The organism is Comamonas sediminis, from assembly GCF_041107495.1.
GTDB lineage: Bacteria > Pseudomonadota > Gammaproteobacteria > Burkholderiales > Burkholderiaceae_C > Comamonas > Comamonas sediminis.
The window spans coordinates 171538-192337 of record NZ_JBGBDC010000002.1; the positions used below are offsets into that span (position 1 = coordinate 171538).

25 protein-coding genes are annotated in these 20800 nt (G+C 60.3%); 23 read left to right on the forward strand and 2 right to left on the reverse strand.

Features of this window, described 5'->3' with window-relative positions; all coding sequences use genetic code 11:
• The first annotated feature begins 49 nt into the window (after positions 1 to 49).
• From AB7A72_RS05030 to AB7A72_RS05140, 23 genes are all read left to right on the forward strand, one after another.
• A complete protein-coding gene (locus AB7A72_RS05030) occupies positions 50 to 421 on the forward strand; it encodes a hypothetical protein (RefSeq protein ID WP_369459207.1) in 372 nt (123 codons plus the stop codon).
• Positions 414 to 2765, forward strand: coding sequence for a portal protein (locus AB7A72_RS05035; RefSeq protein WP_369459208.1), 2352 nt, complete (start codon positions 414 to 416; stop codon positions 2763 to 2765). Before AB7A72_RS05030 ends, AB7A72_RS05035 begins: the two co-directional genes overlap by 8 nt.
• On the forward strand, positions 2749 to 3084 hold the full coding sequence (locus AB7A72_RS05040; RefSeq protein ID WP_312531321.1) for a holin: 336 nt from the start codon (positions 2749 to 2751) through the stop codon (positions 3082 to 3084). Before AB7A72_RS05035 ends, AB7A72_RS05040 begins: the two co-directional genes overlap by 17 nt.
• Positions 3081 to 3692, forward strand: a complete 612-nt coding sequence (locus AB7A72_RS05045; RefSeq protein WP_369459209.1) for a glycoside hydrolase family 108 protein — start codon at positions 3081 to 3083, stop codon at positions 3690 to 3692. Before AB7A72_RS05040 ends, AB7A72_RS05045 begins: the two co-directional genes overlap by 4 nt.
• Positions 3689 to 4219, forward strand: a complete 531-nt coding sequence (locus AB7A72_RS05050; protein WP_369459210.1) for a hypothetical protein — start codon at positions 3689 to 3691, stop codon at positions 4217 to 4219. The genes AB7A72_RS05045 and AB7A72_RS05050 overlap by 4 nt, the downstream gene beginning before the upstream one ends.
• An 11-nt stretch (positions 4220 to 4230) precedes the next feature.
• Positions 4231 to 5244 carry a hypothetical protein gene (locus AB7A72_RS05055; protein ID WP_369459211.1) on the forward strand — a complete coding sequence of 338 codons (1014 nt, stop codon included), beginning with the start codon at positions 4231 to 4233 and terminating at the stop codon, positions 5242 to 5244.
• Positions 5245 to 5294: 50 nt separating this feature from the next.
• Complete coding sequence (locus AB7A72_RS05060; protein ID WP_239812105.1) at positions 5295 to 5456, forward strand: hypothetical protein; 162 nt, start codon at positions 5295 to 5297, stop codon at positions 5454 to 5456.
• Positions 5457 to 5536: 80 nt separating this feature from the next.
• Positions 5537 to 6652 carry a N4-gp56 family major capsid protein gene (locus AB7A72_RS05065; RefSeq protein ID WP_239812104.1) on the forward strand — a complete coding sequence of 372 codons (1116 nt, stop codon included), beginning with the start codon at positions 5537 to 5539 and terminating at the stop codon, positions 6650 to 6652.
• A gap of 35 nt (positions 6653 to 6687) precedes the next feature.
• A complete protein-coding gene (locus AB7A72_RS05070; protein WP_369459212.1) occupies positions 6688 to 7143 on the forward strand; it encodes a hypothetical protein in 456 nt (151 codons plus the stop codon).
• 76 nt (positions 7144 to 7219) lie between these two features.
• On the forward strand, positions 7220 to 7579 hold the full coding sequence (locus tag AB7A72_RS05075) for a hypothetical protein (protein ID WP_369459213.1): 360 nt from the start codon (positions 7220 to 7222) through the stop codon (positions 7577 to 7579).
• Positions 7580 to 7588: 9 nt separating this feature from the next.
• A complete protein-coding gene (locus AB7A72_RS05080; RefSeq protein WP_369459214.1) occupies positions 7589 to 8209 on the forward strand; it encodes a hypothetical protein in 621 nt (206 codons plus the stop codon).
• Positions 8200 to 8826, forward strand: a complete 627-nt coding sequence (locus AB7A72_RS05085; RefSeq protein ID WP_369459215.1) for a phage adaptor protein — start codon at positions 8200 to 8202, stop codon at positions 8824 to 8826. Before AB7A72_RS05080 ends, AB7A72_RS05085 begins: the two co-directional genes overlap by 10 nt.
• A gap of 74 nt (positions 8827 to 8900) precedes the next feature.
• Entirely contained in the window at positions 8901 to 9317 is a 417-nt protein-coding gene (locus tag AB7A72_RS05090) for a phage tail fiber protein (RefSeq protein WP_369459216.1), read from the forward strand.
• A gap of 16 nt (positions 9318 to 9333) precedes the next feature.
• Positions 9334 to 10092, forward strand: a complete 759-nt coding sequence (locus AB7A72_RS05095; RefSeq protein WP_369459217.1) for a hypothetical protein — start codon at positions 9334 to 9336, stop codon at positions 10090 to 10092.
• 4 nt (positions 10093 to 10096) lie between these two features.
• The gene (locus AB7A72_RS05100) at positions 10097 to 10381 is read left to right on the forward strand and encodes a phage fiber-tail adaptor protein (protein WP_369459218.1); all 285 of its coding nucleotides are present in this window, start codon (positions 10097 to 10099) and stop codon (positions 10379 to 10381) included.
• A gap of 3 nt (positions 10382 to 10384) precedes the next feature.
• Positions 10385 to 12052: a tail fiber domain-containing protein gene (locus AB7A72_RS05105; protein WP_369459219.1), complete on the forward strand. Its 1668-nt coding sequence runs from the start codon at positions 10385 to 10387 to the stop codon at positions 12050 to 12052.
• A 29-nt stretch (positions 12053 to 12081) separates the two neighbouring features.
• Complete coding sequence (locus tag AB7A72_RS05110; RefSeq protein WP_369459220.1) at positions 12082 to 12639, forward strand: hypothetical protein; 558 nt, start codon at positions 12082 to 12084, stop codon at positions 12637 to 12639.
• Positions 12640 to 12652: 13 nt separating this feature from the next.
• On the forward strand, positions 12653 to 13033 hold the full coding sequence (locus AB7A72_RS05115) for a hypothetical protein (RefSeq protein WP_369459221.1): 381 nt from the start codon (positions 12653 to 12655) through the stop codon (positions 13031 to 13033).
• Between the two features lie 64 nt (positions 13034 to 13097).
• Positions 13098 to 15677 carry a hypothetical protein gene (locus tag AB7A72_RS05120; RefSeq protein ID WP_369459222.1) on the forward strand — a complete coding sequence of 860 codons (2580 nt, stop codon included), beginning with the start codon at positions 13098 to 13100 and terminating at the stop codon, positions 15675 to 15677.
• Positions 15674 to 17566 (forward strand): phage tail tip fiber protein, encoded by a 1893-nt coding sequence (locus AB7A72_RS05125; RefSeq protein ID WP_369459223.1) that lies wholly within the window; start codon positions 15674 to 15676, stop codon positions 17564 to 17566. Before AB7A72_RS05120 ends, AB7A72_RS05125 begins: the two co-directional genes overlap by 4 nt.
• On the forward strand, positions 17563 to 17961 hold the full coding sequence (locus tag AB7A72_RS05130) for a tail fiber assembly protein (RefSeq protein ID WP_369459224.1): 399 nt from the start codon (positions 17563 to 17565) through the stop codon (positions 17959 to 17961). The genes AB7A72_RS05125 and AB7A72_RS05130 overlap by 4 nt, the downstream gene beginning before the upstream one ends.
• 385 nt (positions 17962 to 18346) lie before the next feature.
• Entirely contained in the window at positions 18347 to 18745 is a 399-nt protein-coding gene (locus AB7A72_RS05135) for an FHA domain-containing protein (protein WP_369459519.1), read from the forward strand.
• A 137-nt stretch (positions 18746 to 18882) separates the two neighbouring features.
• Positions 18883 to 19116 (forward strand): hypothetical protein, encoded by a 234-nt coding sequence (locus AB7A72_RS05140; protein WP_369459225.1) that lies wholly within the window; start codon positions 18883 to 18885, stop codon positions 19114 to 19116.
• A gap of 93 nt (positions 19117 to 19209) precedes the next feature.
• Here the strand turns inward: AB7A72_RS05140 and AB7A72_RS05145 are convergent, their stop codons facing one another.
• Positions 19210 to 19434, reverse strand: a complete 225-nt coding sequence (locus tag AB7A72_RS05145; RefSeq protein ID WP_369459226.1) for a hypothetical protein — start codon at positions 19432 to 19434, stop codon at positions 19210 to 19212.
• 335 nt (positions 19435 to 19769) lie between these two features.
• The gene (locus AB7A72_RS05150) at positions 19770 to 20798 is read right to left on the reverse strand and encodes a DNA cytosine methyltransferase (RefSeq protein ID WP_369459227.1); all 1029 of its coding nucleotides are present in this window, start codon (positions 20796 to 20798) and stop codon (positions 19770 to 19772) included.
• Positions 20799 to 20800: the final 2 nt, after the last annotated feature.

Here is a 20800-nt window from a genome sequence, read left to right on the forward strand (position 1 = left end):
TGCATGTATCGACCTGCGCAAAGCGCACATTCACCGCCAGCACGGGGACTTGCTCGCCGTCTACACCTGGATCAACGCCGAGCGGGCGCTGGTCCTGATCCCTGCTTACCGCTCGAAGTCGCCGTGGTACGTGCTCATGGAGAGCGCGGCCTACAAGTACGACGACCCCAAGTACCTGGCCAGCCAGTGCAAGGTCGCCTGCGATGTCCTGGGCATCGAGCCCAGCCGGGCGAACTGGGTTCGAGTGGCCACCATCCTGAACGAAGGCCTGCCCGATCTCTACCGCATGCCGTCAGAGCCTGTCTGGAACAAGCCACAAGCCGCGCGCGAGTTCGGTGAGCTGATCGTCAAGCAGGACGGCAAAGAGGTGGCCCGCGAGGCGCTGACGCTGCCGGAAGACAAGGGGGCGGAATATGCCTGACTTTGAATTCAGCCCCAACCGCGCCTATGCACCTGGCGAGAACGTCGTCAATGTGGACGAGGGCGCCACTGAGGAAGGCAGCGAGCAGCCGGCCCACATCCTGGACCGTCCGGAGGCCCGCAAGTGGCACAAGAAGCTGATGGGCTGGTACTACCGCGAGCGCGAGATTCAAGCCGAGAACCGCATGCAGATGGCGGTGGACCACGATTTCTATGACGGCGACCAGTGGGACTTCGCCGACGCTGCCGAGCTGGAGGAGCGCGGCCAGGCACCGCTGGTGTTCAATGAGGTGGCCCCCATGGTGGACTGGCTCATTGGCACCGAGCGCCGGGCACGCGTGGACTGGAAGGTGCTGCCGCGCACCGAAGATGACGTGGAGATGGCCGATGTGAAAACAAAGGTCCTGAAGTACGTCACGGACCTGAACCGCAGCCAGTTCAACCGCTCCCGGGCCTTTGAGGATTCAGTAAAGGTGGGTATCGGTTGGGTGGACTCTGGCGTGCGCAACGACCCCACCAAGGATGTGATCTACGACAAGTACGAGGACTGGCGCAATGTCATCCACGACTCGTTCTCGCTGGAGCCAGACCTGTCCGATGCACGATATATCTTCCGCTCCCGCTGGACGGACGAGGACGTGGCTATGGCGATGTACCCAGAGCGGGCCGACATGCTGCAACGTGCCTCGATGCACGATGACCAGTACAGCGCCACGCAGTGGACTGAGGACGAGTTTTACTACCAGGGCGAGGTCAAAGGCTCGCACACCAGCGACACCACCGGCAAGTTCCTGTCTTCGGGCCGGGGCAACCTGGGCGGTGAGCCGCGCAAGCGTGTCCGCCTGATCGAGGCGCAGTTCCGCATGCCGGTATCGGCGCGCGTGGTATCCAGCGGCCCGTTCAAAGGCTCGTTCGTTGAGGAGTGGGACAACGCGCTGAATGCGGTGGTGATGGCCTTTGGCGGCTCCATCACCGAGTGTGTGGTGATGCGCATGCATGTGGCGGTCATGACCGAAGAGCACCTGCTGGCCCTGGGCCCCATGCCCATGCGCCACAACGCCTTCACCCTGACGCCCATCTGGTGCTACCGGCGGGGCCGGGATCGCATGCCCTATGGCGTGGTGCGGCGCGTGCGCGATCTGCAGATGGATCTGAACAAGCGTGCCAGCAAGGCGCTGTTCACCCTGAGCACCAACCAGATCATTGCAGAGGATGGGGCGGTAGACGACATCAACGAGGCGCGCGAGGAGGCGAATATGCCCGATGGCGTGATCATCGTGAAGCCCAACAAGAAGCTGGAGCTGCACCGCGACAGCGAGCTGGCTGCCGGCCAGGTGCAGATGATGACCATGGATGCGCAGGCCATTCAGAAGAATGCCGGCATCTCCAATGAGAATCTGGGCCGCCAGACCAATGCCAGCAGCGGCGAGGCCATCAAGGCCCGGCAGATGCAGGGCAGCGTGGTTACCACCCAGCCATTCGACAACCTGCGCTTTGCCGTGCAGGTGCAGGGCGAAAAGCTTCTCTCCCTGGTGGAGCAGTGGTACACGGAAGAAAAGGTGATCCGCCTGACAGGTCACCGTGGCGCCCTGGAGTGGGTCAAGGTCAACCAGCCCGAGCAGCAGCCGGATGGCTCTGTGCGCTACCTGAACGACATCACCGCCAGCTTGGCCGACTTCGTGGTGTCTGAGCAGGACTACTCGGGCACCCTGCGCCAGGTGATGTTCGATGCGCTGAACCAGATGGCCGGCCGCATGCCACCAGATGCGGCCATGCGCCTGCTGACCATCGCCATGGAGTACAGCGACCTACCCAACAACGAAGCGATCGCGGACGAGCTGCGCAAGCTGACGGGCGAGCGCGACCCCAACAAGCCTCTAACACCCGAAGAGCAGCAGCAAATGCAGGAGCAGATGCAGGCCCAGGCCGAAGCCCTGCAGCTGCAGCAGCAGCAGGCGCGTGCGGCGCTGGAGGAGCAGGTGGCCAAGGTGCGCGAGGTCAATGCCCGCGCCCAGAAGCTGGAAGCCGAGGCCGAGCAGCTGCGCACGGGCGGCGGCAATGCCGAGCTGGCCCAGCAGATGGAGGGGGTGGCCGCTACGGTGAAGCGCGATGCCGATCTGGAGCTGGGCCAAGTGCAAAAGCAGCTGGCCAAGGCACAGGCTGACCTGGCCAACAAGACCCTGCAGATCAAGAGCGACGGCGATGTGCGGCTGCAGGTAGCCCGCATCGAGGCGGATTCGCGCGAGCGCGTGGCCGAGATTCAGGCAGCCAGCCGCCAGCGCATGGACGGAATGAACAAACAACTCAACCAATTTGAAGGGCGTGGCAATGGCATTCAGGATTGAAACCGTCGAAAACGTTGCTGCAGCCGGCAACAAAGTATCAATGGCGGGGGCGGGCATGACAGGGCTAGGGTGGTTTACATCCAACGAATTCTTCGGGATCGTTGGCGCGATGGTGGCTATCGGCGGCCTGCTTATCACCTGGTACTACAAGCGTGAGGCCTCCAAGCTGCGTCGTGCCGATGACGCGCGGCGCCAGAAGGAGCACGAGCTGCGTTTAAGCGAGCGCCAGATGCGTATCGATCTGATGCGCTCGACCGGGCGCCCCATTTATGCGCCGGAACGTGACACGGACCTGGGTGTGCTGGAGGTCGACGAATGAGCGATAAGGCCAAAATTTGGGGTTCCACCCTGGCTGCAGCGGCGGCAATCGTAGGCGCGTTGTTCGCGGTCGAAGGCGGCTTCGTCAATGACCCGAAGGATCCAGGTGGGGCTACCAACCACGGAATCACGGAAAAGGTAGCCCGCGACCACGGCTACAAGGGGCCTATGGAGCAGCTGCCAAAGTCGGTGGCTGTCGACATCTACACCCAGGACTACATCAACGAGCCGGGCTTTAACCGGGTCATAGCCATCTCGCCAGCTGTGGGCCACAAGCTGGTAGACGCCGGCGTGAACGCAGGAGCTGGGCGGGCCAGTCGCTGGTTCCAGGAGGCTCTGAACCAGCTCAATCGCGGCGGCCAAGACTATCCCATGTTGACCGTAGACGGCCAGCTGGGCCCCCGCACCTTGGCCGCGTACCAGGCGCTGGAGCGCAAGCGCGGCCGGGCCAAGGCCTGCGAGATGGTGCTGAAGCTGGTGGACGTGCAGCAGGGCGCGCACTACATGCGCCTTGGCATGCCCACCTTCGTTGTTGGATGGGTAGACCACCGGCTCGGCAATGTGCCATTGGCGCGCTGTGCTGAGACGGTGGCAGGGGGTGGGCAGTGATCTACAGCCACCTCATTGCCGCCGGCGTGGCCCTGGCCATCGGTGCGACTGGCGCCGCCTATGTGCAGTCCAATCGCTACGAACGACAGATTGCCCAGCTAAAGCTGGATGCGTCTGGCCAGGATCTGCAGGAGGTCCGGAAAGTGCTGGGTGACATGGCCGGTTTTCAGAAAGGATTTACAGATGCTCTATCCAACTTCCAAGCTGGCAACAGCGCCAATGCGAAAGCGCAGCAAGAGCTGGGCACTCTCATTCTTGATGTGCGCGGCACTGCTGCAGGGCTGCGCGGCGACTTCGCCAAGCTCCCCCAGCGCATCACTGACGCTGCCCGGCCCGCCCTCGCAGAGTACGCAACAACCTGCACAGCCGTATTCGAAGCAATGGCAGCTGCAGGTGGAAGACTGGCAGAAGGTGGTGCAGGAATCGCGCGCCAAGCTGAAGGACACGCTGCTGATGCGCGACTGATGCAGGAGGCCTGGCCTCGTACCAAGCCTGCCATTGTCGTGGCACCTTCAGCAAACCAATAGGAGCGCACATCATGACCACCGAAGACCGCAACCGTCTGCTTTCCGCCGAGGAGCTGGAAGCCCTCGAAGATGACGACTACGACGCTGACGCTGACAACGCCGCTGCGCTGGCGGCGCTGGGCCAGGGCCCGCTGGACGGCGACGACAACGACGACGATAACGACAACGACGACGATCAGAACGACGACGATAAGGCGGGCACGGACAAGCCTGATGACGGCGGCGAGGCTGGCAAGCTCGATGGAGGCAAGCAGCCCGAAGCTGACAAGAAGCCCGAAGGTGGCGAGTCCGAGAAGAAGCCTGATCCCACGGACAAGCCCGACGAGGATCAGGGCGCAGCCGGCAAGGATGCGGGGACGCCAGCGGCAAAAGGCAAGGGTGGCTACTCGGTCACAGTCCCGGATGACCTGGACACGCAGCTGGCCGACAATCGCAAAGCCATGCATGCCCTGCGCCGCAGCCTCAACGATGGCGACATTGATGCCGACGAGTACGAGGCGAAGCTCGATGAGCTGGAAGACAAGCGCGACAGCCTGCGCGACCTGAAGAACCGCGCGAGCATCGCCGAGGAGATGCGGCAACAGTCCCAGGCTGATGCTTGGCTGGACGCCATCAACACCTTTGTCGCCCACGCCGCCAAGTCTCCCGAGCTGGGCATCATCGACTACACCAAGGACACGGCCAAGCAGGCGGAGTTCGACACGTTCCTGCGTGCCATCGCGGCCCAGCCAGGCAACGAAAACCGCGCATCGCGCTGGCTGCTGGAAGAAGCGCACAAGCGCATGGTGGTGCTGCACAGCATTCCGACCACGGCCGCGAAGCCTGGCGCAGTCAATCGCAAGCCCGACACCTCCAAGGTGGTGAACACCCTGGCCGATGTGCCTGGTGGTGCGGGTGATGCCGATCCGATCAGCAATGAATTTGCCGAGCTGGATAAGCTGGAAGGCCTGGATTATGAGCGCGCCCTGTCGGAGCTGAAGACGCGCTCACCCGAGAAGCACGCGCGATACCTGCGTTCGGCCTGAAGGGTGCAATGACTTCGGCTGACAAGACCCCCCAAACCCGGCGCATCTCCATGGAGCTGCGCACGGGTGACGTGCTGATCATCGGCGGCGTGCGCATCGAGCTGGAATACAAGAAGGGCAAGACTGCCCGTATGGCCATCTCGGCGGACTCAAAAACCGTGATCACAAAGAACACAGCAGCTGCAAGGCCCGTGCCAAGCCTGCCATCGTAGCTTCTGTCAGGCCCCGCACCGTGGGGCTGATGAATTTCAAACCGGGGCGCTGGAGTGCTCGCAACCACTAGGAGCAATCCATGGGTAAAACCATTGTGGGCGTGAACAGCCCCCGTGCCGTCAAGCGCTTTTCCGGCGAGTTGACCCTCGAAGCCTCGCAGGCTTCCTACTTCGGCAAGAAGTTTTCTGCCGTGGGCCAAGGTGCCCGAGTGCCTATCCAGGTGCTCACCGATCTCGAATCGGAGCAGGGCGACCTGATCACCTATGACCTGCTGGCCGAGCTGCGCATGGCGCCGGTCGAAGGCGATGACACGCTGGAGGGCAAGGAAGAGGCGCAGCGCTTCTACACCGACCAGCTGTACATCGACCAGGCGCGCGGGGGTGTGAACACCGGCGGCCGCATGACCCGCAAGCGCACGCTGCACAACCTGCGTGAGCGCGCCAAGACCCAGCAAGCCAGCTGGTGGGGCCGCTTCCACGATGAGCTGAACTTCACCTACCTGTCTGGCTCGCGCGGCGTGAATGAAAACTTCCTGCTGCCGCTGGGCTACCAGGGTCGAGCCGGCAACCCTCTGACTGCACCATCGGTGTACGCGCACCTGTTCGGCGGCGATGCTACGGCCGTGACCAACATCGACGCTACTGACAAGATGAGCCTGAAGGTGATCGGCGCTGCCAAAACGCGTGCCGATGTCCAAGGCGGTGGTGCTACCAACGTGCCCGTGATGCAGCCTTGCATGGTGGACGGCGAAGAAGTCTATGTCATGGTGATGCACACCTGGCAGGAAGACGACCTGCGCAACAACACCGCTACCGGCGAATGGATGGACCTGCAGAAGGCCGCGGCTGGTGCGCTGGGCTCCAAGTCGCCCCTGTTCAAGCAGGCGCTGGGCATGCACCGCAACGTGATCCTGCACAGCCACCGCAATGTGATCCGCCACAACAACCACGGCGCCGGAGGCAACGTCGAAACCGCGCGTGCGCTGTTCATGGGTGCGCAGGCTGGTGTGATCGCGTTCGGCTCGCCTGGCACTGGCATGCGCTACGGCTGGCACGAAGAAACCGCCGACCGTGGTAACCAGGTGATCATCACCACCTCGTCCATCTTCGGGGTGAAGAAGTCCACCTTCGACTGGGACGGCACTGCGCACGACCAGGGTCTGTTCGCTGTGGACACTGCGGCTGCCCGCCGCTAATCCGGCCACCCCCTCAACCAAGCAAGGAGAAAGAAATGCCTGCTTTCAAGCAACTGAGCGCGGTGGCCGCCGGTCACCAAAACCCTATCACCCCTGGCGGTCCAGAGCTGGTGCGCTCCCAGTTCGGCCAGCCTATCGCGGTGGCCGATCATGCCGCTGGCGTCATCGGCCAGATTGGCACGCTGCCCGCAGGCACTCTGCCTGTTGTGGTCTACGTCCGTGCCCCTGCTGCCCTGGGCGCCGGTTTCAAGGCCTCTATCGGCCTGTCCAATGCTGATGGCTCCGACTTCAGCGCTGATGCTGCTGACGGCGGCGCTGCCTGGATCGTGGACAACGATACCGGTGCGGCTGGTGGCTATGTGCAGTTGGTGCCGGCAGCCTTTGGCAAGGTCACCCCCAGCCAAGTGGATCGCAAGATCCTGCTGAAGATCACCGGTGCCGGCACTGCCGCTGGCATTTTCGGCATCGATCTGGTGTACGCCAACGCCTGATGTGCGCGGCCCTGTGGGCCTTCCTACCCCGGCAGCTTGAAACCTGCCGGGGCTTTTTGAACCACTGGAGAAGAATATGAAACTGCTTACTATGCTGCCCGCGCGCAAAGATGGCACCCTGAATGTGGTGCTGAATGACGGAGCCGCCTACAAGTTCAAGGGCGAGCCCCTGGCTTGTGAGGTGGAAAACGAGGACCATGTTGACGAGCTGAAGGTGCTGGGCTTCATGGATGAAGACGAATTCGACATTGAACAGAAGTTCAAGAAGCAGCGTGCAGAGCGCCAAGCGCGTCTGTCCGCCCGTACCGAGAAGGCCGCAACTGGCGCGCCGGCTGTGACTTGCGACAACGAAGACGACGACTTCACCACCGGCACCGGCTTGCCTCAAGAAGAGCAGTCCAAGCCATCGGGCCGCGTGCGCCGCGCACCCAAGTAAGGGGCAGTCATGGCGTCATGGGATAACTGGTTGCCTGAGCTGCAGCTGGTGGCACCAGCGGCGCCAGTGCCGCTGATCTACCAGTGCATCAACCGGGCTGCGCGCTCTTTCCTGCGCCAGACCCGTGCCTGGCAAGAGTGGCTTGAGCCCGTCGAGGTGACGGGAGAGGCCTTCAAGGAATACACCTTCGACCTGCCCCAGGGCTCCGAGCTGCTGCGCATCGAGCGCGCAACGGGTGACGGCCGCCCCATCAGCGTGGCCAATGGTCGGGATCTGCCATCTGACCCTTGGCGCCATTCCCAACGCGGGTGCGCCTACCTGGTGTCGACCGACCTGCGCAATTTCACCGTGGGCGCTTCTGGCGTCTCCAGCCCCGTGCAGGCCTACGTGTCCCTGGTGCCCACCACGCGGGCCACATCTGTGCCCGATACCGTGGGGACGCTGTATCACGAAGCGATAAGGGACGGGGCCAAGGCCGAGCTGCTGAACACCCCGGGCACGACTTACTACCTGCCCGACCAGGCCGCCGTCGCTGTTGCGCTGTTCCAGCGCGCGATTGATCGGGGCTCCACCGATGTGTGGCGCTCCAGCACTGGCCGGGTGTCACGCGGGAGAACGCGATGGCTTTGACCGTTGCCCAATTGATCAGCGATGTAGCACGCGAGGTCCAGGACGAAACGCATGTGCGCTGGACCCGTCCGGAGCTGCTGGACTACTTCAACGCCGCGCAGCGCACCTTCGCCGAGCAGCGGCCCGACCAGTTGGTGCAGGAGCTGGATCTTTCCATTTCGGGATGGCGGCACGAACTGGCGCCGAACGTCCACACCCTGATGGACATAACCAACAACGGCAACACGGCCCGCAAGCGGATCACCAAAACCGATTTGTGGGTGCTGGACGCTACTTTGCCGGGCTGGCGTGCGCAGGCCCCGCAGCGTGAGGTCCTGCACTTCATGCACGACATCCGCAGCCCGCGCGAAGTGTTGTTCTACCCGCCTGCCGTTGCTGGGACCGTTGTTCGCTCTGTCGTGCAGCTGGCTATCGCGGACCTTGTAGACGAGAGCGAAGCGCCCTCGATCCCGGAGCGCTGGATGGACGCGCTGCGCCACTTCGTGCTGTTCCGCGCCTGGAGCAAGGATGCCGAATACGGCGGCAACAAGGAGCTGGCGGCCAGCCATCTCATGTTGTTCAACCAGATCCTGGGCGTGCAGAGCAAGGCTGCAAACGAGATGGCCCCGGCCATGTAGCGTGCCAAGCCTGACACGCTGGACGCATCACTGTAATTGGGGCGCTGGAGTGCTCGAAAACCTAAAGGACTGTCATGTCTGGATTTTCGACCTCGATGGCGAACGCGATCATCAACGCCACCTTGCGCGGCCAGGCCTTCCCTGCGATCCGCACCCCTTACTTTGCCCTGTTCACTGCAGACCCCACTGACGCCTTTACCGCAGGCACTGAGGTCGCAGCAGCCTGGTATCAGCGTGTCCCCACTGGCGCCTTTGCTGCTCCCGCCAACGGCGCTTCGTACAACGCAACGCGGGCCGAGTTCCCGCCTGTGACGGGTGCGCCTGTGACGGTGACCCACATCGGCATTGTTGAAGGCGACTCCGCCGGGGATGCCACGGCCACGCTCATGTATTCCGAGCCCCTGCCGGCGCAGCGCACTCTGCAGATCAACGATGTGTTTGTGGTGGACAGCCAGGCATTGACCGGCGACTTTGTCCTGCAGCTGCTATAAGCGCGAGGTGTAGGGCGTGAACCGAGGGCTCATCAACGGCGTAATGATCAACGGGCGCAAGGCCGACCCGGTGGTGCGCGTGCGCATTGATGCCCGAGGTGTGGCCCGGATCCGGACCACAGACCGGGTGCTTGCATATTGCAAGCTCACAGCCCAGCCGAAGGCTATAGCGGCCGGCAACTTGGGCAGGGTCGAAGGCCATTTGTCTGTCAGCGCGCAGGCGCTTGCGGTTGTCGACGGGGTAATTGGCCGCGTCGATGTCCGGTCGTTGCTTGCGGCGACTGGCCGCGTGGTGATCGAGGTAACGCTTCCGGTAGTGCGGGGGCGCGTAAAGGTGGTGGCGAAAGCCAAAAGCACCATCAAGGCGCATGTGCTCGCACACGGTGCCGTTCAGTCCCAGGGTGTCGCCAGATTCACCCCGGTCACTCGCCGCATGATTCGCGGCCCGGTAAAGAGCAAAGGCGAAGTACGGGCCAGAGGTGACGGGACGGTCTATGTGCGCCGCTGGCTCCGCTCACCAGTGCAGGCCAGACCGCAGGCCTTTGTGGTCAGCAACACCCATATCGAGGCCCGCCTGCATGCTTTGCTGCAAGCGAAGGCAAAGGGTGCCGTCACCGCCCGCGCGCTCCGCAGAGCGCTGGTGCACAGCCCGGGCATTGCCCATATCGAGATCAACCCCGAGATCCATAAGCGCCTTCCATTCGATGAGCCGGCGCCGGACTCCCGCGTTTTCATCGTGCAAGCCAGCCAGCTTGTTTTCTATGTGACGGAGTAACAGCATGACCATTTTAGGAACCGTCACCCAACAGCCGGCGGACGTTCAGGACTACGACATCGAATTCGGTGAGTGGTTTCCGCCTGGCGATGAGATCGTGGATTGCGTTATCAGCGTGAAGCCCGCGATGCCAATGCCTCCAAGCTACGCGATTCAGGGCCAGCGAGTCAAGGTGTGGATCTATGACGGCGGCACGACAGGTGTGAAGTACCAGGTGAGTGTCTGCCCGCAAACGAATGACGGCCGGAAGAAAGAGGTTGAGCTCTTCGTCCGGATCAAGGAGCTTTAAGACATGCCTCAGCTATTTCTGAACAATTTTCAGACGGTCTTCATTGCGGCCGTCAAGGCTGCACCAGCCTCTTCGACGCCGGCAACAGAGCTGGATTATGGTGTGCTGCGCGTGTCAGATGGCGCCGCAGGCCAGCTGGTCTCACCGGCGGCCGGCGACTGGTATGTGCTCACAGCGTACAAACGCGAAGGTTCCCTTGAGTCCAATATCGAGGTGATGCGTGTCACGCTGGTGGACAACTCGGTGGTGGGCGAATGTCGCCTGACAGTCCTGCGCGCTCAAGAGGGCACCATGCGGCAAGCCTATCTGCCCGGGGACATGCTGGAGATGCGTGTCACCGCTGGGGGTATGCGGGAGTTTGCACAGAATGCAGACCCTCGACTGACGAACTCACGGCCACCTACGGGCGCCGCCGGCGGCGTGCTTGCGGGCAATTACCCCAACCCTGGCTTTGCTCAGGCAATGGCCACAGCGGCAGACCTGGTCGGTAAGGTCGACAAGGTAGCGGGCAAGGGCCTGTCCACCAACGACTTTGCCAATGCAGATGTGGCGAAGCTGTCCGGAATCGCAGAGCAGGCCACCAAAAATGCGACAGACGCGCAGTTGCGCGACCGCAGCACACACACCGGCACCCAAGCAATTTCCACCGTCACTGGCTTGCAGGCTGCGATTGATGGCAAGGTCGACAAGGTGGCAGGCAAGGGGCTGAGCACCACCGACTACTCAGCTGCAGAAGCAGCTAAGCTCGCCTCGATCGCAGAGCAGGCAACGAAGAACGCAACGGACGCCCAACTGCGCGACCGCGGCACTCACACCGGAACGCAGGCGATTGCCACCATCACAGATCTGCAGGCTGCGCTAGATGCAAAGGTTGAGGGTGTTACTGGCAAGGGACTGAGCACCGAGGACTACACCACTGCGGAGAAGGGCAAGCTGGCGGGTGTGGCCGCTGGTGCGACAGTAAATGCCACCGACGCCTCACTCCGCAGCCGTGCGACCCACACGGGTGTGCAGGACATCGCCACGGTGTCCGGGCTGCAGACAGCCCTGGATGGGAAGCTGCCATTGGCCGGTGGAGCTATGGGTGGTCAGCTTGTAGGCCAGAAGCGCAGCCTCATCATGTCAGGTGCTGCAGCAGATGGTGGCGAGGGCAACGGCAGCTTTGTCGCCCGTTCGACTTCGACTGGAGGCGATGGGAATCTCGCGGGCATGACTTTCTGGCATGACAGCTACGCCATCCGCTTGGGCATTCGTGGGGATGGGTACTTTGGTCTTGGCGGTTACTCGCGGGCAGCCTGGTCTTGGTACTCCGATGCCGCAGGAAACATGGTCGCCGCTGGCAACGTGCAAGCCTATTCGGACCCCGATCTCAAAGACAACGTGGTGCCTATAGCCAACGCGCTGGAGCTGATTGCAAAGCTCGATGGTGTGCGCTTTGTCTGGAACCACAAAACCAATCTGATTGGGAAGCCCGGCCAGGCCGATATCGGCGTGCTCGCCGACCAGGTGGAGGCAGTGATGCCTGAGGCTGTCGGCCGCTCCATTCCCGACGCAGACAACGACGGCCATCAATGGAGAACGGTGGACTATACAAAGTTGGTGCCGGTTCTCATTCAGGCGCTAAAGGAATTGCGATGCGAAGTCGATAGCTTGAAAGTGAGGGCAGGCTAATGGTTATGCCGTCCTCTGGGCCAATTTCCATGGCCCAAGCACACGCCGAATTTGGGTTGGGTTACAGCCTCAACGCTTACTACGGCTGCGATGCTGGAGTGCCGACTTCTGGCGCGATAACACTAGGTCATCTGTATGGCAAAAAGAAAATGCCAAAGTACCAGTATTACAAGCTCTTCTATTTGAATTCCATTTATGCGGGTAGCTATGCGCCAGGTGTAGCAGAAATTGAATTGCGCGCCACGCCTGGAGGCCCAGACCTGATAACGGGGGTGGTAGGTTCTTCAAGTCCATCGGGTATACCTAACGCTTATGCGGCGGACAATTCCACATCGACGATTTGGGAAGGAGATAGTTCTTCGACAACATCTCAATTCATTTCATTGCAGCTTGGAAGCCAACAAGCAATTAAGCAGATAGCTTTGTACATACCTAGTTATTACACGAGCATTGGCGGATTTAGACTATACGCATCTAACTCACCGGGTAGTGATATTTACACAGCAGCCGCTATTGGCAATGGAGTAGTTCTCGGTGATTACACAGTTTCTAACCCTGTTGTGGGCTGGAATCTTATCAATCTGTAGCAGTGGAAAATATATGACCAATGAGGAACTGAAGCCATATAAGCCAGCATTGAACCCGGGTGCTGCGCGCATTCGTGTGCGCACAGCCATGCTTGACAACACCTATGGCAAAGACCCGTCTATCCTCTGGCAGCGGGAAGAGCAAATCATGGGTGAAGACGGGGTGTACCGGTACGTGCCCATGCCCCCAATCTATACGGCTGTCACTCCGGAAATGCTTGCCTCAAGCATTGACCTCATTGACTTGGATACGGGCGAAGCACTGGGGCAGCAACTGCCCGCTGTGGTCTTGGTGGCAGGTTTGGGATCTCTCTTTATCAAGGAAGACTTCGAGCAATCCAAGCCGGTGCTTGAGCCGTCTGCTGAAAGACCAGCCACGGCACCTGAGGAGTAATAGGCGTTGGGGTAGGGCTTGGCACGCCGCATGAGAAGCGTGCCAAGCCTGCAAGTATGGGCGCATGACGACATACAAGCTGTCCGCCTTTGCTGGGGAAGCGCCCAGCGTCTCAGACCGAGCCCTGAGCGCGAACTACGCCCGGGCCAATTTCAACCTGTTCCTGCCGAGCAATGAGTTCCGGCCGCTGCGCACGGATCGCCGGCATTCTGCCTGCGTACAGGGGGCGCTGAGCCTGTACCGATTCCACCGCAATGCCAACGGCGAGGTCGTCCAAGACCCCAATGCTGCTATCCGCTCCTATGCGCAGGAGCTGTCGTTCGTCAAAGGGCAGATCAACGACGAAGCCACAGAGCGCACATACCAGACGACGAACGATGGGAGCGCCCGGCCGCGCGCCATCGACACGCGCGGGAATGACCGGCTGCTTGGGGTGGTCCGCCCAGTAAAGCCGGTGATCGCGGCGCAGGTGGTGGACGAGTTCACGCCCGAGGAGGCTGACAACTGGATGTATGGCGATTTCGCGGATGCCATTCGTGCTGACATCCTGGCCACCGTGATTCCGAACGAAGGCAATGCCCTCAAGGTGCGCTGGGGAGATGATGGCAAGTCCTATGCGGGTGTCAGCCAAAACTATGACTTGACGCTGCCAACTGGCATTCCCGGTAGCAATCCATCAATGCTCTATGCCGTGGTCACCGCTGAGCGGGCCAGCAAAACTGGCATGAACACCACGAAGCTGGGTGCTTTGAGCCATGCGGGCGGCTGGGCCATCCCGGTGTCGGCCGCACCCTATGCCTACCCGTTCCGATGGGAGGAGCTTGAGCAGGCGCTGGTACTGCACCAGTTCCCGGACACTTCTGGGGATCGCTCCGGAGAGGCCGTATTCACGGCGGCTCAGGCCGGCAAGCTGGTCGACGCGATCAAGGGCTACGTGGCGCCGAAGGCTTCAGCGACCAAGCTGCGGGATGAGCTGGACTCGCTGGTGAAGGAGTTTGCCGCCCTGGCCCTGACGAAGTCCTGGGATGTGCCCGCATCTGCACCGGTCAGGCCCAAAACTCCTACGTCACCACAGTGGATCACTACGGGGGGCGGTGACTCGCAGCTGTCAACCGAAAACCCAGAATGGATCGAGTACCGCGCAGCCATGGATCGGTACAACGAAGCGCTGGAGGAATATGCGAATGCCGACAGCAATGCGAAATCTCAGGCCGACAGCCTGAACGCGCGCATGGTCGAGATCCAGCAGAAGGCAGCCACCATCGTGGCTAGCATTGGCACCCAGCTGGGCAACCAGTTCACTGCTTTGATCGATGGCACTGCGGTGGTGGGCGACATGCTCACCGGCCAAGGCGGCGTCTCCGGCATCGTGGGCGATGGCCTGGTAGAGCGGGTGGTGGATTCGCGGTTTTACGTGGTGGCCTTCGTGACCGACTGGGGCGAGGAGTCGGAGCCGTCGCCGATCACCGACATGGTGGAGGTTGACGCGAACGACACTGTGACCATCACCCGTCCGGGCGCCATGACGGGCGAGGCCTTGGCGGCGCGCAATGTGAAGCTGTGGCGCATCTACCGCAGCAACACTTCGACCACTGCTGCGGCCTGGCAACTGGTCGCAGAGCTGGATGTGGGTGTGGGCCAGTTTCTGGATGACAAGGCCAGCGAGGAGCTGGACAGCTTGCAGCCGCAGTTCACCTGGACGGCGCCGCCATATCGCATGGATGCGCAGTACGAGAGCGAGAACAAGCCCACATCGGGCGTGAACCCGTTCCTGCGCGGCCTGGTCGGTATGCCCAACGGCATCATGGCCGGGTTCATCGACAACACGGTGGCATTCTGCGAGCCCTACGTGCCCTATGCCTGGCCCGTGGACTACCAGATCACCACCGAATACCCGGTAGTGGGCTTTGGCGTCTTCGACCAAACCCTGTTTGTGGGCACCACCGGCAACCCGTACCTGATCACCGGTGCACACTCGGCCAGCATGACGGCCATCAAGCTGGACAGCAATCAGTCCTGCAGCGCGCGCCGGTCCATCGTCGGCGTGCAGGGCGGCGTGCTCTATGCCTCGCCGGACGGCCTGTGCCTAGCCGGCCAGGGCGGGGTGGAGGTTGTGACGCGGATCCTCATCAACCGCGACGAGTGGCAGGCGCTGGAGCCCGCCAGCATGTTCGCGGTGGAGCACGAAGGGGTTTACTACCTGTTCTACAGGGGCAGCGGCGGCGGCTGCTTGGCCTTTAGCCTGAAGGATGGCTGGAAGCTGGGCCATGTGGATCTTTCGGGCACTGCGGCATGGGTCGACAAGTTCAATGACCTGATGTACGTGGCCAGCGGCACCGACCTGATGGAGTGCTACACCGGCACGGCCCTGCGCGTGGGCCGCTGGAAGACTGGCGTAGCCACCCAGGGCGCGCAATCCATTCTGGCCTGGGCCAAGGTCTACGGTGATCAGACGCCCACCAACCCGATCACCGTGAGGCTTTGGGGGGATGGGGAGTTGCGGCACACGGCCACCTTCACCAATCTGCAGCCGCAGCGCCTGCCACCCGGCCGATGGCTGGAGCACCAGGTGGAGGTCCAAGGCGCTGCCCGTGCAACGACAGTAGTGCTGTGCTCAACCAGCGATGAACTGAAGGCCATATGAACAACCGCGTGAAAAGAGATACCGGCCCGGCCAAGCTCCCGGCGCTGCCACGGCTGAGCCTGGCCGACAAAGGTCTGAGCAACTGGGTCAATGCTGTGACCGAGCACCTACAGGTGCGCAGCGGCGAGCGCGGTAACGAGATGGAGCGCGCTGTCACCCTGCGCGAGCTGAAGGAAATCACGGGCTCGGATGCCATCACCATCTTGAAAGAAGAGAAGGTGGCCGGGCCCGGCGAGGCAGTGATTGATCTGGGCGGCGGCCTATCGGCCACGGTGGCGATCGAGCGCTTTGCCCAGTCCATCATCGATTCCAAGCTCTTCAAGAGCCTGATGAAAACCCTGGATGACCCCACGCGCTTCGACCACTTGGCCGAGGAGATGCGAGAAGTGCTGCTGCGCAATATCGCTGATGAGGCGGCCAAGCGCGGCGCGGCGATCCAGGAGGTGGAAACCATCATCCAGAACAACCAGCGCAGCCTGGCCATGTTCGTCCGCGAGACGACGGCCAGCTTGGGCCAGGCCACAGCCGGCGTGCGCCAGATGCAGGCGGCATGGTCGGACGGCCAGCGTGCGGTGGCCACCAACATCTTTCAGCTGCAGGCCTCCCTGGGCAACTACTACCAGGACGGCAGCCCGGGCCGTGCCAGCCTGGAGCAGGAGATGACGGTCATTGCCGATTACACGGAAGGCCTGCGCGCGCAGTACACGCTGAAGGTGCAGGCGGGCGGGGCGCTGGCGGGCTACGGCATAGCGGCCGAGGAGGTCAACGGCAAGGCCTCCAGCGCATTCATCATCATGGCGGACAAGTTCGCCGTCGTCTCCCCCAGCTACAGCGCCGGACAAATGACGACGCCCCGGCCGCAAGATGTGGTTTTTGGTGTGGATGCGGATGGGATCTACCTGCAGAACAATGTCTACCTGAAGGGCAATCTGCGGGTGGACGGCACCGGGCGCAAGCTCAGCGACGGCATGCGCGGCTCGGTGATGCTGTCGGCCAGCGGTTTCGCCTGGAGCGATGCCACCGCGCGGCAGGCCGTATGGGCCAGCCTGGGCAATAGCGGTAGCGCACCCAATAACAACCATCTGGTGATCGGCGATGCGGTGACCATCACCAATGGGAGGTTCACGCAAACCCGCCATTGGATGGGCTCATCGTGGACCATACCGGCAGCCGTGTTCAATGGCGATCTGCTGGTGGACGGCAGTGTGGCAGCGCGCAAGGTCAATACCAACGGCCTCACGGTTCGGGACGCCAACGGCAACGTCATTTTGGATGCCAATGGCCTGGATGCGACCTGGATCCGAAATCTCAAGTCGACCCAGGTAGGCGGCCTGGGGCCTCTGGCCACCGCCCCTGGCGCAGTCATTGGCAGTACAGTGAGGCTACCCGATGGCACCACCATGAATACCTGGGACTTCGTAAACCGGCTCAATAAGATGGGCTCCGGGAACATCGCCAACTTCATGGATGTTGCGGCCATCACGCGAGCCTATATCGGGTCAGCAGCCATTGGCACATTGGAGATCGGCGGTAACGCAGTCACGGTTCCCACAGCAGCGATGGTGCGCGGCCCCATTGCCGGAGTGGGGTGGGGAAGTTGGCGAGATGTCCTATCTATGGCCATCAACCTCGATCTGGCCGGCGTTGTAACCATCCTGGTGACCGGTTATGTCTCCTACGGTTCAGGGTGGCGCACAGCTGGTACGCGCCTCTGGGTGGACGGTGTGCTGATGTCAGAACATGCCATTGACCTAGCCTATACAACGGTCTGCCACGGCTATTCCGCCCCTATGGGCCCAGGCCTGCATACCGTCACCCTGCAGTTCTCCGGTGAAACGGGCTGCAGCGTTGGCAGCCTCAGTGGATTCATGACAGGAGCCAAACGATGAAGTCCTATTACGTGGTCGATGATGAGGGCTATATGGTGGCTTCCGGCCATTACAACCATGATGCCGAGCTGAAGTTTTACCGGGCGCAGCATGGCGCACGCCTGCGGCTGGGCACGCCCCAGAACTTCGTGCCTACCGATGCCCCATCGATGACGCATCGATGGCACGTTGGCCGGTGCTGCTGGGTTTGCCCAGCTATCGACATTGCGTCCGAGTGGGAAAAAGTCCGCTACAAGCGTGACAAGCTACTGGCCGCCTGCGATTGGCGGATCTTGCCGGATGCTCCGACCCCTCAGGAGGAGCGGCAGGCCTGGCTTGAATACAGAACGGCGCTACGCGACATCACTATGCAACCGGATCCGTTAGAAATCGGCTGGCCTATAACACCCGTTTGAGATGAGATGGCTAGAGAAGGGTGATGGCACAGATGCCATGAGAACCGTCGAGTGCCCGAGGTACGCAAGTGCCACGTCAGTTGTCGTAGTTCGCGGCAATGGGTGGTGAGGCCCGGAGCAGGGCTAGAGCGGCTAGGGTTGGGCGCATGGTGGGATGGTAGCGCAAATGCGAAGAGAGCCGTCGAGGTGCCGGGCGGGTCCTTAGAGTTCGGTGATAATGCGCTCCGCCAAGAGTGCTCATTCTTGCGTTTAAGCTATCGATAAGGATGGGTCATTAGCATTGAAACTTCTTGAGATCTCATAGATCATCTGGTTTCTTTGTTAGTTATTTACCATTGACAGTGAAATGTTCCCAGAAATTGTTGTGACTCATGAGGCATCAATGATGCTTCGTTCGTACACGCTGCAAGAGGGCTTCACCACCTTTGGGCGGTATACAGACAGCGAGATTTGCCTTGATGATCCAACGGTGAGCAGAGACCATGGAGCGTTCTTATTGCGTTCCGGCGTGTTGGTGGTAGAAGATCACCAGAGCTCCAACGGCATTTTTATGGATGGGCTGAGGACCAAGCGGCGGGTCTTGTATGAAGGAGACCGCCTAATCGTCGGCCCCTTTGAGATCTATGTGAAGCAGGGAACTGTGCCTTCTCAAGATCTAGCGGCGTATCTCGTCAAAAGCAGCTCGCTCCTTCATCTATGTCAGTGCGGGCATTCCACATCTTGGCCAGGCGTTAACTGGTCCAGACTCTTTCGGCTCCCAACCGGGAGAAAGGGTTGGACTTAATTCGGCCCGCAACCTGTTTCAGAGGCTTTAGTGTCAGACGAATTCCTCTGTTTCCTCATTTGGTTGACGATTGATTGACAATCATTCCTGCTGATGTTTTCATCTTTCCTTGACCACCAGTCGAAGGAGGTACTGAGATGGCAAAGCAAAAGGGTGTTTTGGCTGCGGATCGGTTGACCAAATTCTCCTCGGAACAAGTGAAGCTTTTTAAGGTGGCGTATTTGTCGGGCGCTCAGGATGCTTTGGAAGTAAGCGGAGCCTCGCAGGAGCTGCGTAACAAGCGTACTGTGGAATCGCTCTTCCGAGCACTAAATCATGCAGTGGACAAGTTCGAGAGTGAAGGGGTAGACCTTTTGCCTTCACATGCTTGATAGGTGACTTACCTTGCACAGGGCCCCGTATCACGCGGGGCCCTGTCATTTATGGCTCTAAGAAGCAAACAGGCCCGTGGGCGGTAAGCCGGCTTACTTGTGGATGCCAATCACCTTACGCCGGAGCCCCTCTCTGTACAGGTGGCCACCGATCTCAGCCAGCGAGAACATCTCTTCTTCTGAGATGGTCCCCTCTATCTCACTCATAAACACAGCCAAGAGCGCCATAGCAGCGTCCGGGTCAGAGGGGATGCCGAGCTGGTCCATGCGTTCAGCCTGTAAGCGGAAGCTTTCGATGTGTGGGTCTGGTTTAGTCATGAGGGCCTCCGTCGTTGTGACAGGCAAAAAAGAGCCACCCTCACGAGTGGCGAACGTTGGAAAAGAGAAGGCCGATCCTGGTCCACCAGGCAAGCGTGCAAGTGTTATGAGCAGAGGAGGAGCGTGCGCACGACTTCGGCATAAAGCAGTGGATCCATCTTAGACCACTTCTCATCGGTCGTGAGTCTCGCATGCGTTGCCTTTGCAACCTCGGGACAAACAACAAGCAGGGTGTGCTAGCGGTTGAGACCGGCTCGGGTGTCTGAAGTGAGCTAGCGCAGGCAAAAGAAAAGCCACCCGGAGGTGGCTGGGATATGAGCGGAATTCCAAGAATATTAATTCAATGCGTCAATAAACGATTTGGCGAATGCTTCCGCCATCTTTGGAGGGACCGCATTGCCTATCTGTCTAGCTCTAGAATTAAGGTTGCCTTCGAATGTATACGACCGAGGAAACGTTTGCAAACATGCAGCTTCTCTAACACTCAATGCTCTGTCTTGAGTAGGGTGTCCAAATCTGCCATTAGAGTAACTGATGCATCTTGTGGTTAGTCCAGCAGCCTGCTTGTCCCAAGCTAAGCGTCCATATACATCACTGTGGCCAGAATGCGTTTTATGACAATTGAGAAGGAGCGATTCCGGCCAAGAGCTTCTTCCGCCGCCTTCTGGGGTAGCCCGTATTCTCTTGAGATTCAAGACTTCAAGTTTGGCTGCGACATGATCTTTATCAGTTGCAGAGATTTCCCCTGCAGCGATTTCTGGCAGATCTGATATCCAATCTCTAACGGTTGTGTACCGCCCTCCAGGCAACCCTGGGCCATGAGTTGCTTCTGGAAGCTTGATGTTTCCTCTAAGACTTGCCACTAAAACGAGACGCTCTCTAGTTTGAGGAACTCCATACCACAGCGCTGGAACTACGGCGGTTTCGAAGCGATACCCCAATCGCTTTAACAACGACTGAAATGAAACAAACGGACCGTGCTTGCTAATCTTCTGAAGTCCAGGCACATTTTCAACGAAAACAAAGTCTGGCATCCACGCTTTAATAAACCGTCCAAACTCTTTTAAAAGAGTCCTTCTCGGATCTTCAAGAGATTGCAATCTATTCTGTTTAGAAAATGGTTGGCATGGAGCGCAACCTGCAAATAGTAACGGCATTGTTCTTTTTTCTAAAAAGCCGTTTAATACGTTTGTATGTAAATCTCTCACATCTCCTTCAATAAAATGAGCGTGTGGGAAATTTGTGCGGAATGTAGCTGCAGCAGCTGGATCGATATCAAGGCCTGCAAGAATCTCTAAACCGGCTGCTTCAAATCCACAGCTTGTTCCGCCGCAACCTGAGAAAAAATCCACTACTTGAATCATGA

What these genes read in the sequence shown, in the direction of transcription:
- AB7A72_RS05035 (WP_369459208.1), top strand. Translation starts at nt 414, where the DNA reads ATGCCTGACTTTGAATTCAGCCCCAACCGCGCCTATGCACCTGGCGAG.
- AB7A72_RS05040 (WP_312531321.1), top strand. Translation starts at nt 2,749, where the DNA reads ATGGCATTCAGGATTGAAACCGTCGAAAACGTTGCTGCAGCCGGCAAC.
- AB7A72_RS05045 (WP_369459209.1), top strand. Translation starts at nt 3,081, where the DNA reads ATGAGCGATAAGGCCAAAATTTGGGGTTCCACCCTGGCTGCAGCGGCG.
- AB7A72_RS05055 (WP_369459211.1), top strand. Translation starts at nt 4,231, where the DNA reads ATGACCACCGAAGACCGCAACCGTCTGCTTTCCGCCGAGGAGCTGGAA.
- AB7A72_RS05060 (WP_239812105.1), top strand. Translation starts at nt 5,295, where the DNA reads ATGGAGCTGCGCACGGGTGACGTGCTGATCATCGGCGGCGTGCGCATC.
- AB7A72_RS05065 (WP_239812104.1), top strand. Translation starts at nt 5,537, where the DNA reads ATGGGTAAAACCATTGTGGGCGTGAACAGCCCCCGTGCCGTCAAGCGC.
- AB7A72_RS05070 (WP_369459212.1), top strand. Translation starts at nt 6,688, where the DNA reads ATGCCTGCTTTCAAGCAACTGAGCGCGGTGGCCGCCGGTCACCAAAAC.
- AB7A72_RS05075 (WP_369459213.1), top strand. Translation starts at nt 7,220, where the DNA reads ATGAAACTGCTTACTATGCTGCCCGCGCGCAAAGATGGCACCCTGAAT.
- AB7A72_RS05080 (WP_369459214.1), top strand. Translation starts at nt 7,589, where the DNA reads ATGGCGTCATGGGATAACTGGTTGCCTGAGCTGCAGCTGGTGGCACCA.
- AB7A72_RS05085 (WP_369459215.1), top strand. Translation starts at nt 8,200, where the DNA reads ATGGCTTTGACCGTTGCCCAATTGATCAGCGATGTAGCACGCGAGGTC.
- AB7A72_RS05090 (WP_369459216.1), top strand. Translation starts at nt 8,901, where the DNA reads ATGTCTGGATTTTCGACCTCGATGGCGAACGCGATCATCAACGCCACC.
- AB7A72_RS05100 (WP_369459218.1), top strand. Translation starts at nt 10,097, where the DNA reads ATGACCATTTTAGGAACCGTCACCCAACAGCCGGCGGACGTTCAGGAC.
- AB7A72_RS05105 (WP_369459219.1), top strand. Translation starts at nt 10,385, where the DNA reads ATGCCTCAGCTATTTCTGAACAATTTTCAGACGGTCTTCATTGCGGCC.
- AB7A72_RS05110 (WP_369459220.1), top strand. Translation starts at nt 12,082, where the DNA reads ATGGCCCAAGCACACGCCGAATTTGGGTTGGGTTACAGCCTCAACGCT.
- AB7A72_RS05115 (WP_369459221.1), top strand. Translation starts at nt 12,653, where the DNA reads ATGACCAATGAGGAACTGAAGCCATATAAGCCAGCATTGAACCCGGGT.
- AB7A72_RS05120 (WP_369459222.1), top strand. Translation starts at nt 13,098, where the DNA reads ATGACGACATACAAGCTGTCCGCCTTTGCTGGGGAAGCGCCCAGCGTC.
- AB7A72_RS05125 (WP_369459223.1), top strand. Translation starts at nt 15,674, where the DNA reads ATGAACAACCGCGTGAAAAGAGATACCGGCCCGGCCAAGCTCCCGGCG.
- AB7A72_RS05130 (WP_369459224.1), top strand. Translation starts at nt 17,563, where the DNA reads ATGAAGTCCTATTACGTGGTCGATGATGAGGGCTATATGGTGGCTTCC.
- AB7A72_RS05135 (WP_369459519.1), top strand. Translation starts at nt 18,347, where the DNA reads ATGCTTCGTTCGTACACGCTGCAAGAGGGCTTCACCACCTTTGGGCGG.
- AB7A72_RS05140 (WP_369459225.1), top strand. Translation starts at nt 18,883, where the DNA reads ATGGCAAAGCAAAAGGGTGTTTTGGCTGCGGATCGGTTGACCAAATTC.
- AB7A72_RS05145 (WP_369459226.1), bottom strand. Translation starts at nt 19,434, where the DNA reads ATGACTAAACCAGACCCACACATCGAAAGCTTCCGCTTACAGGCTGAA.
- AB7A72_RS05150 (WP_369459227.1), bottom strand. Translation starts at nt 20,798, where the DNA reads ATGATTCAAGTAGTGGATTTTTTCTCAGGTTGCGGCGGAACAAGCTGT.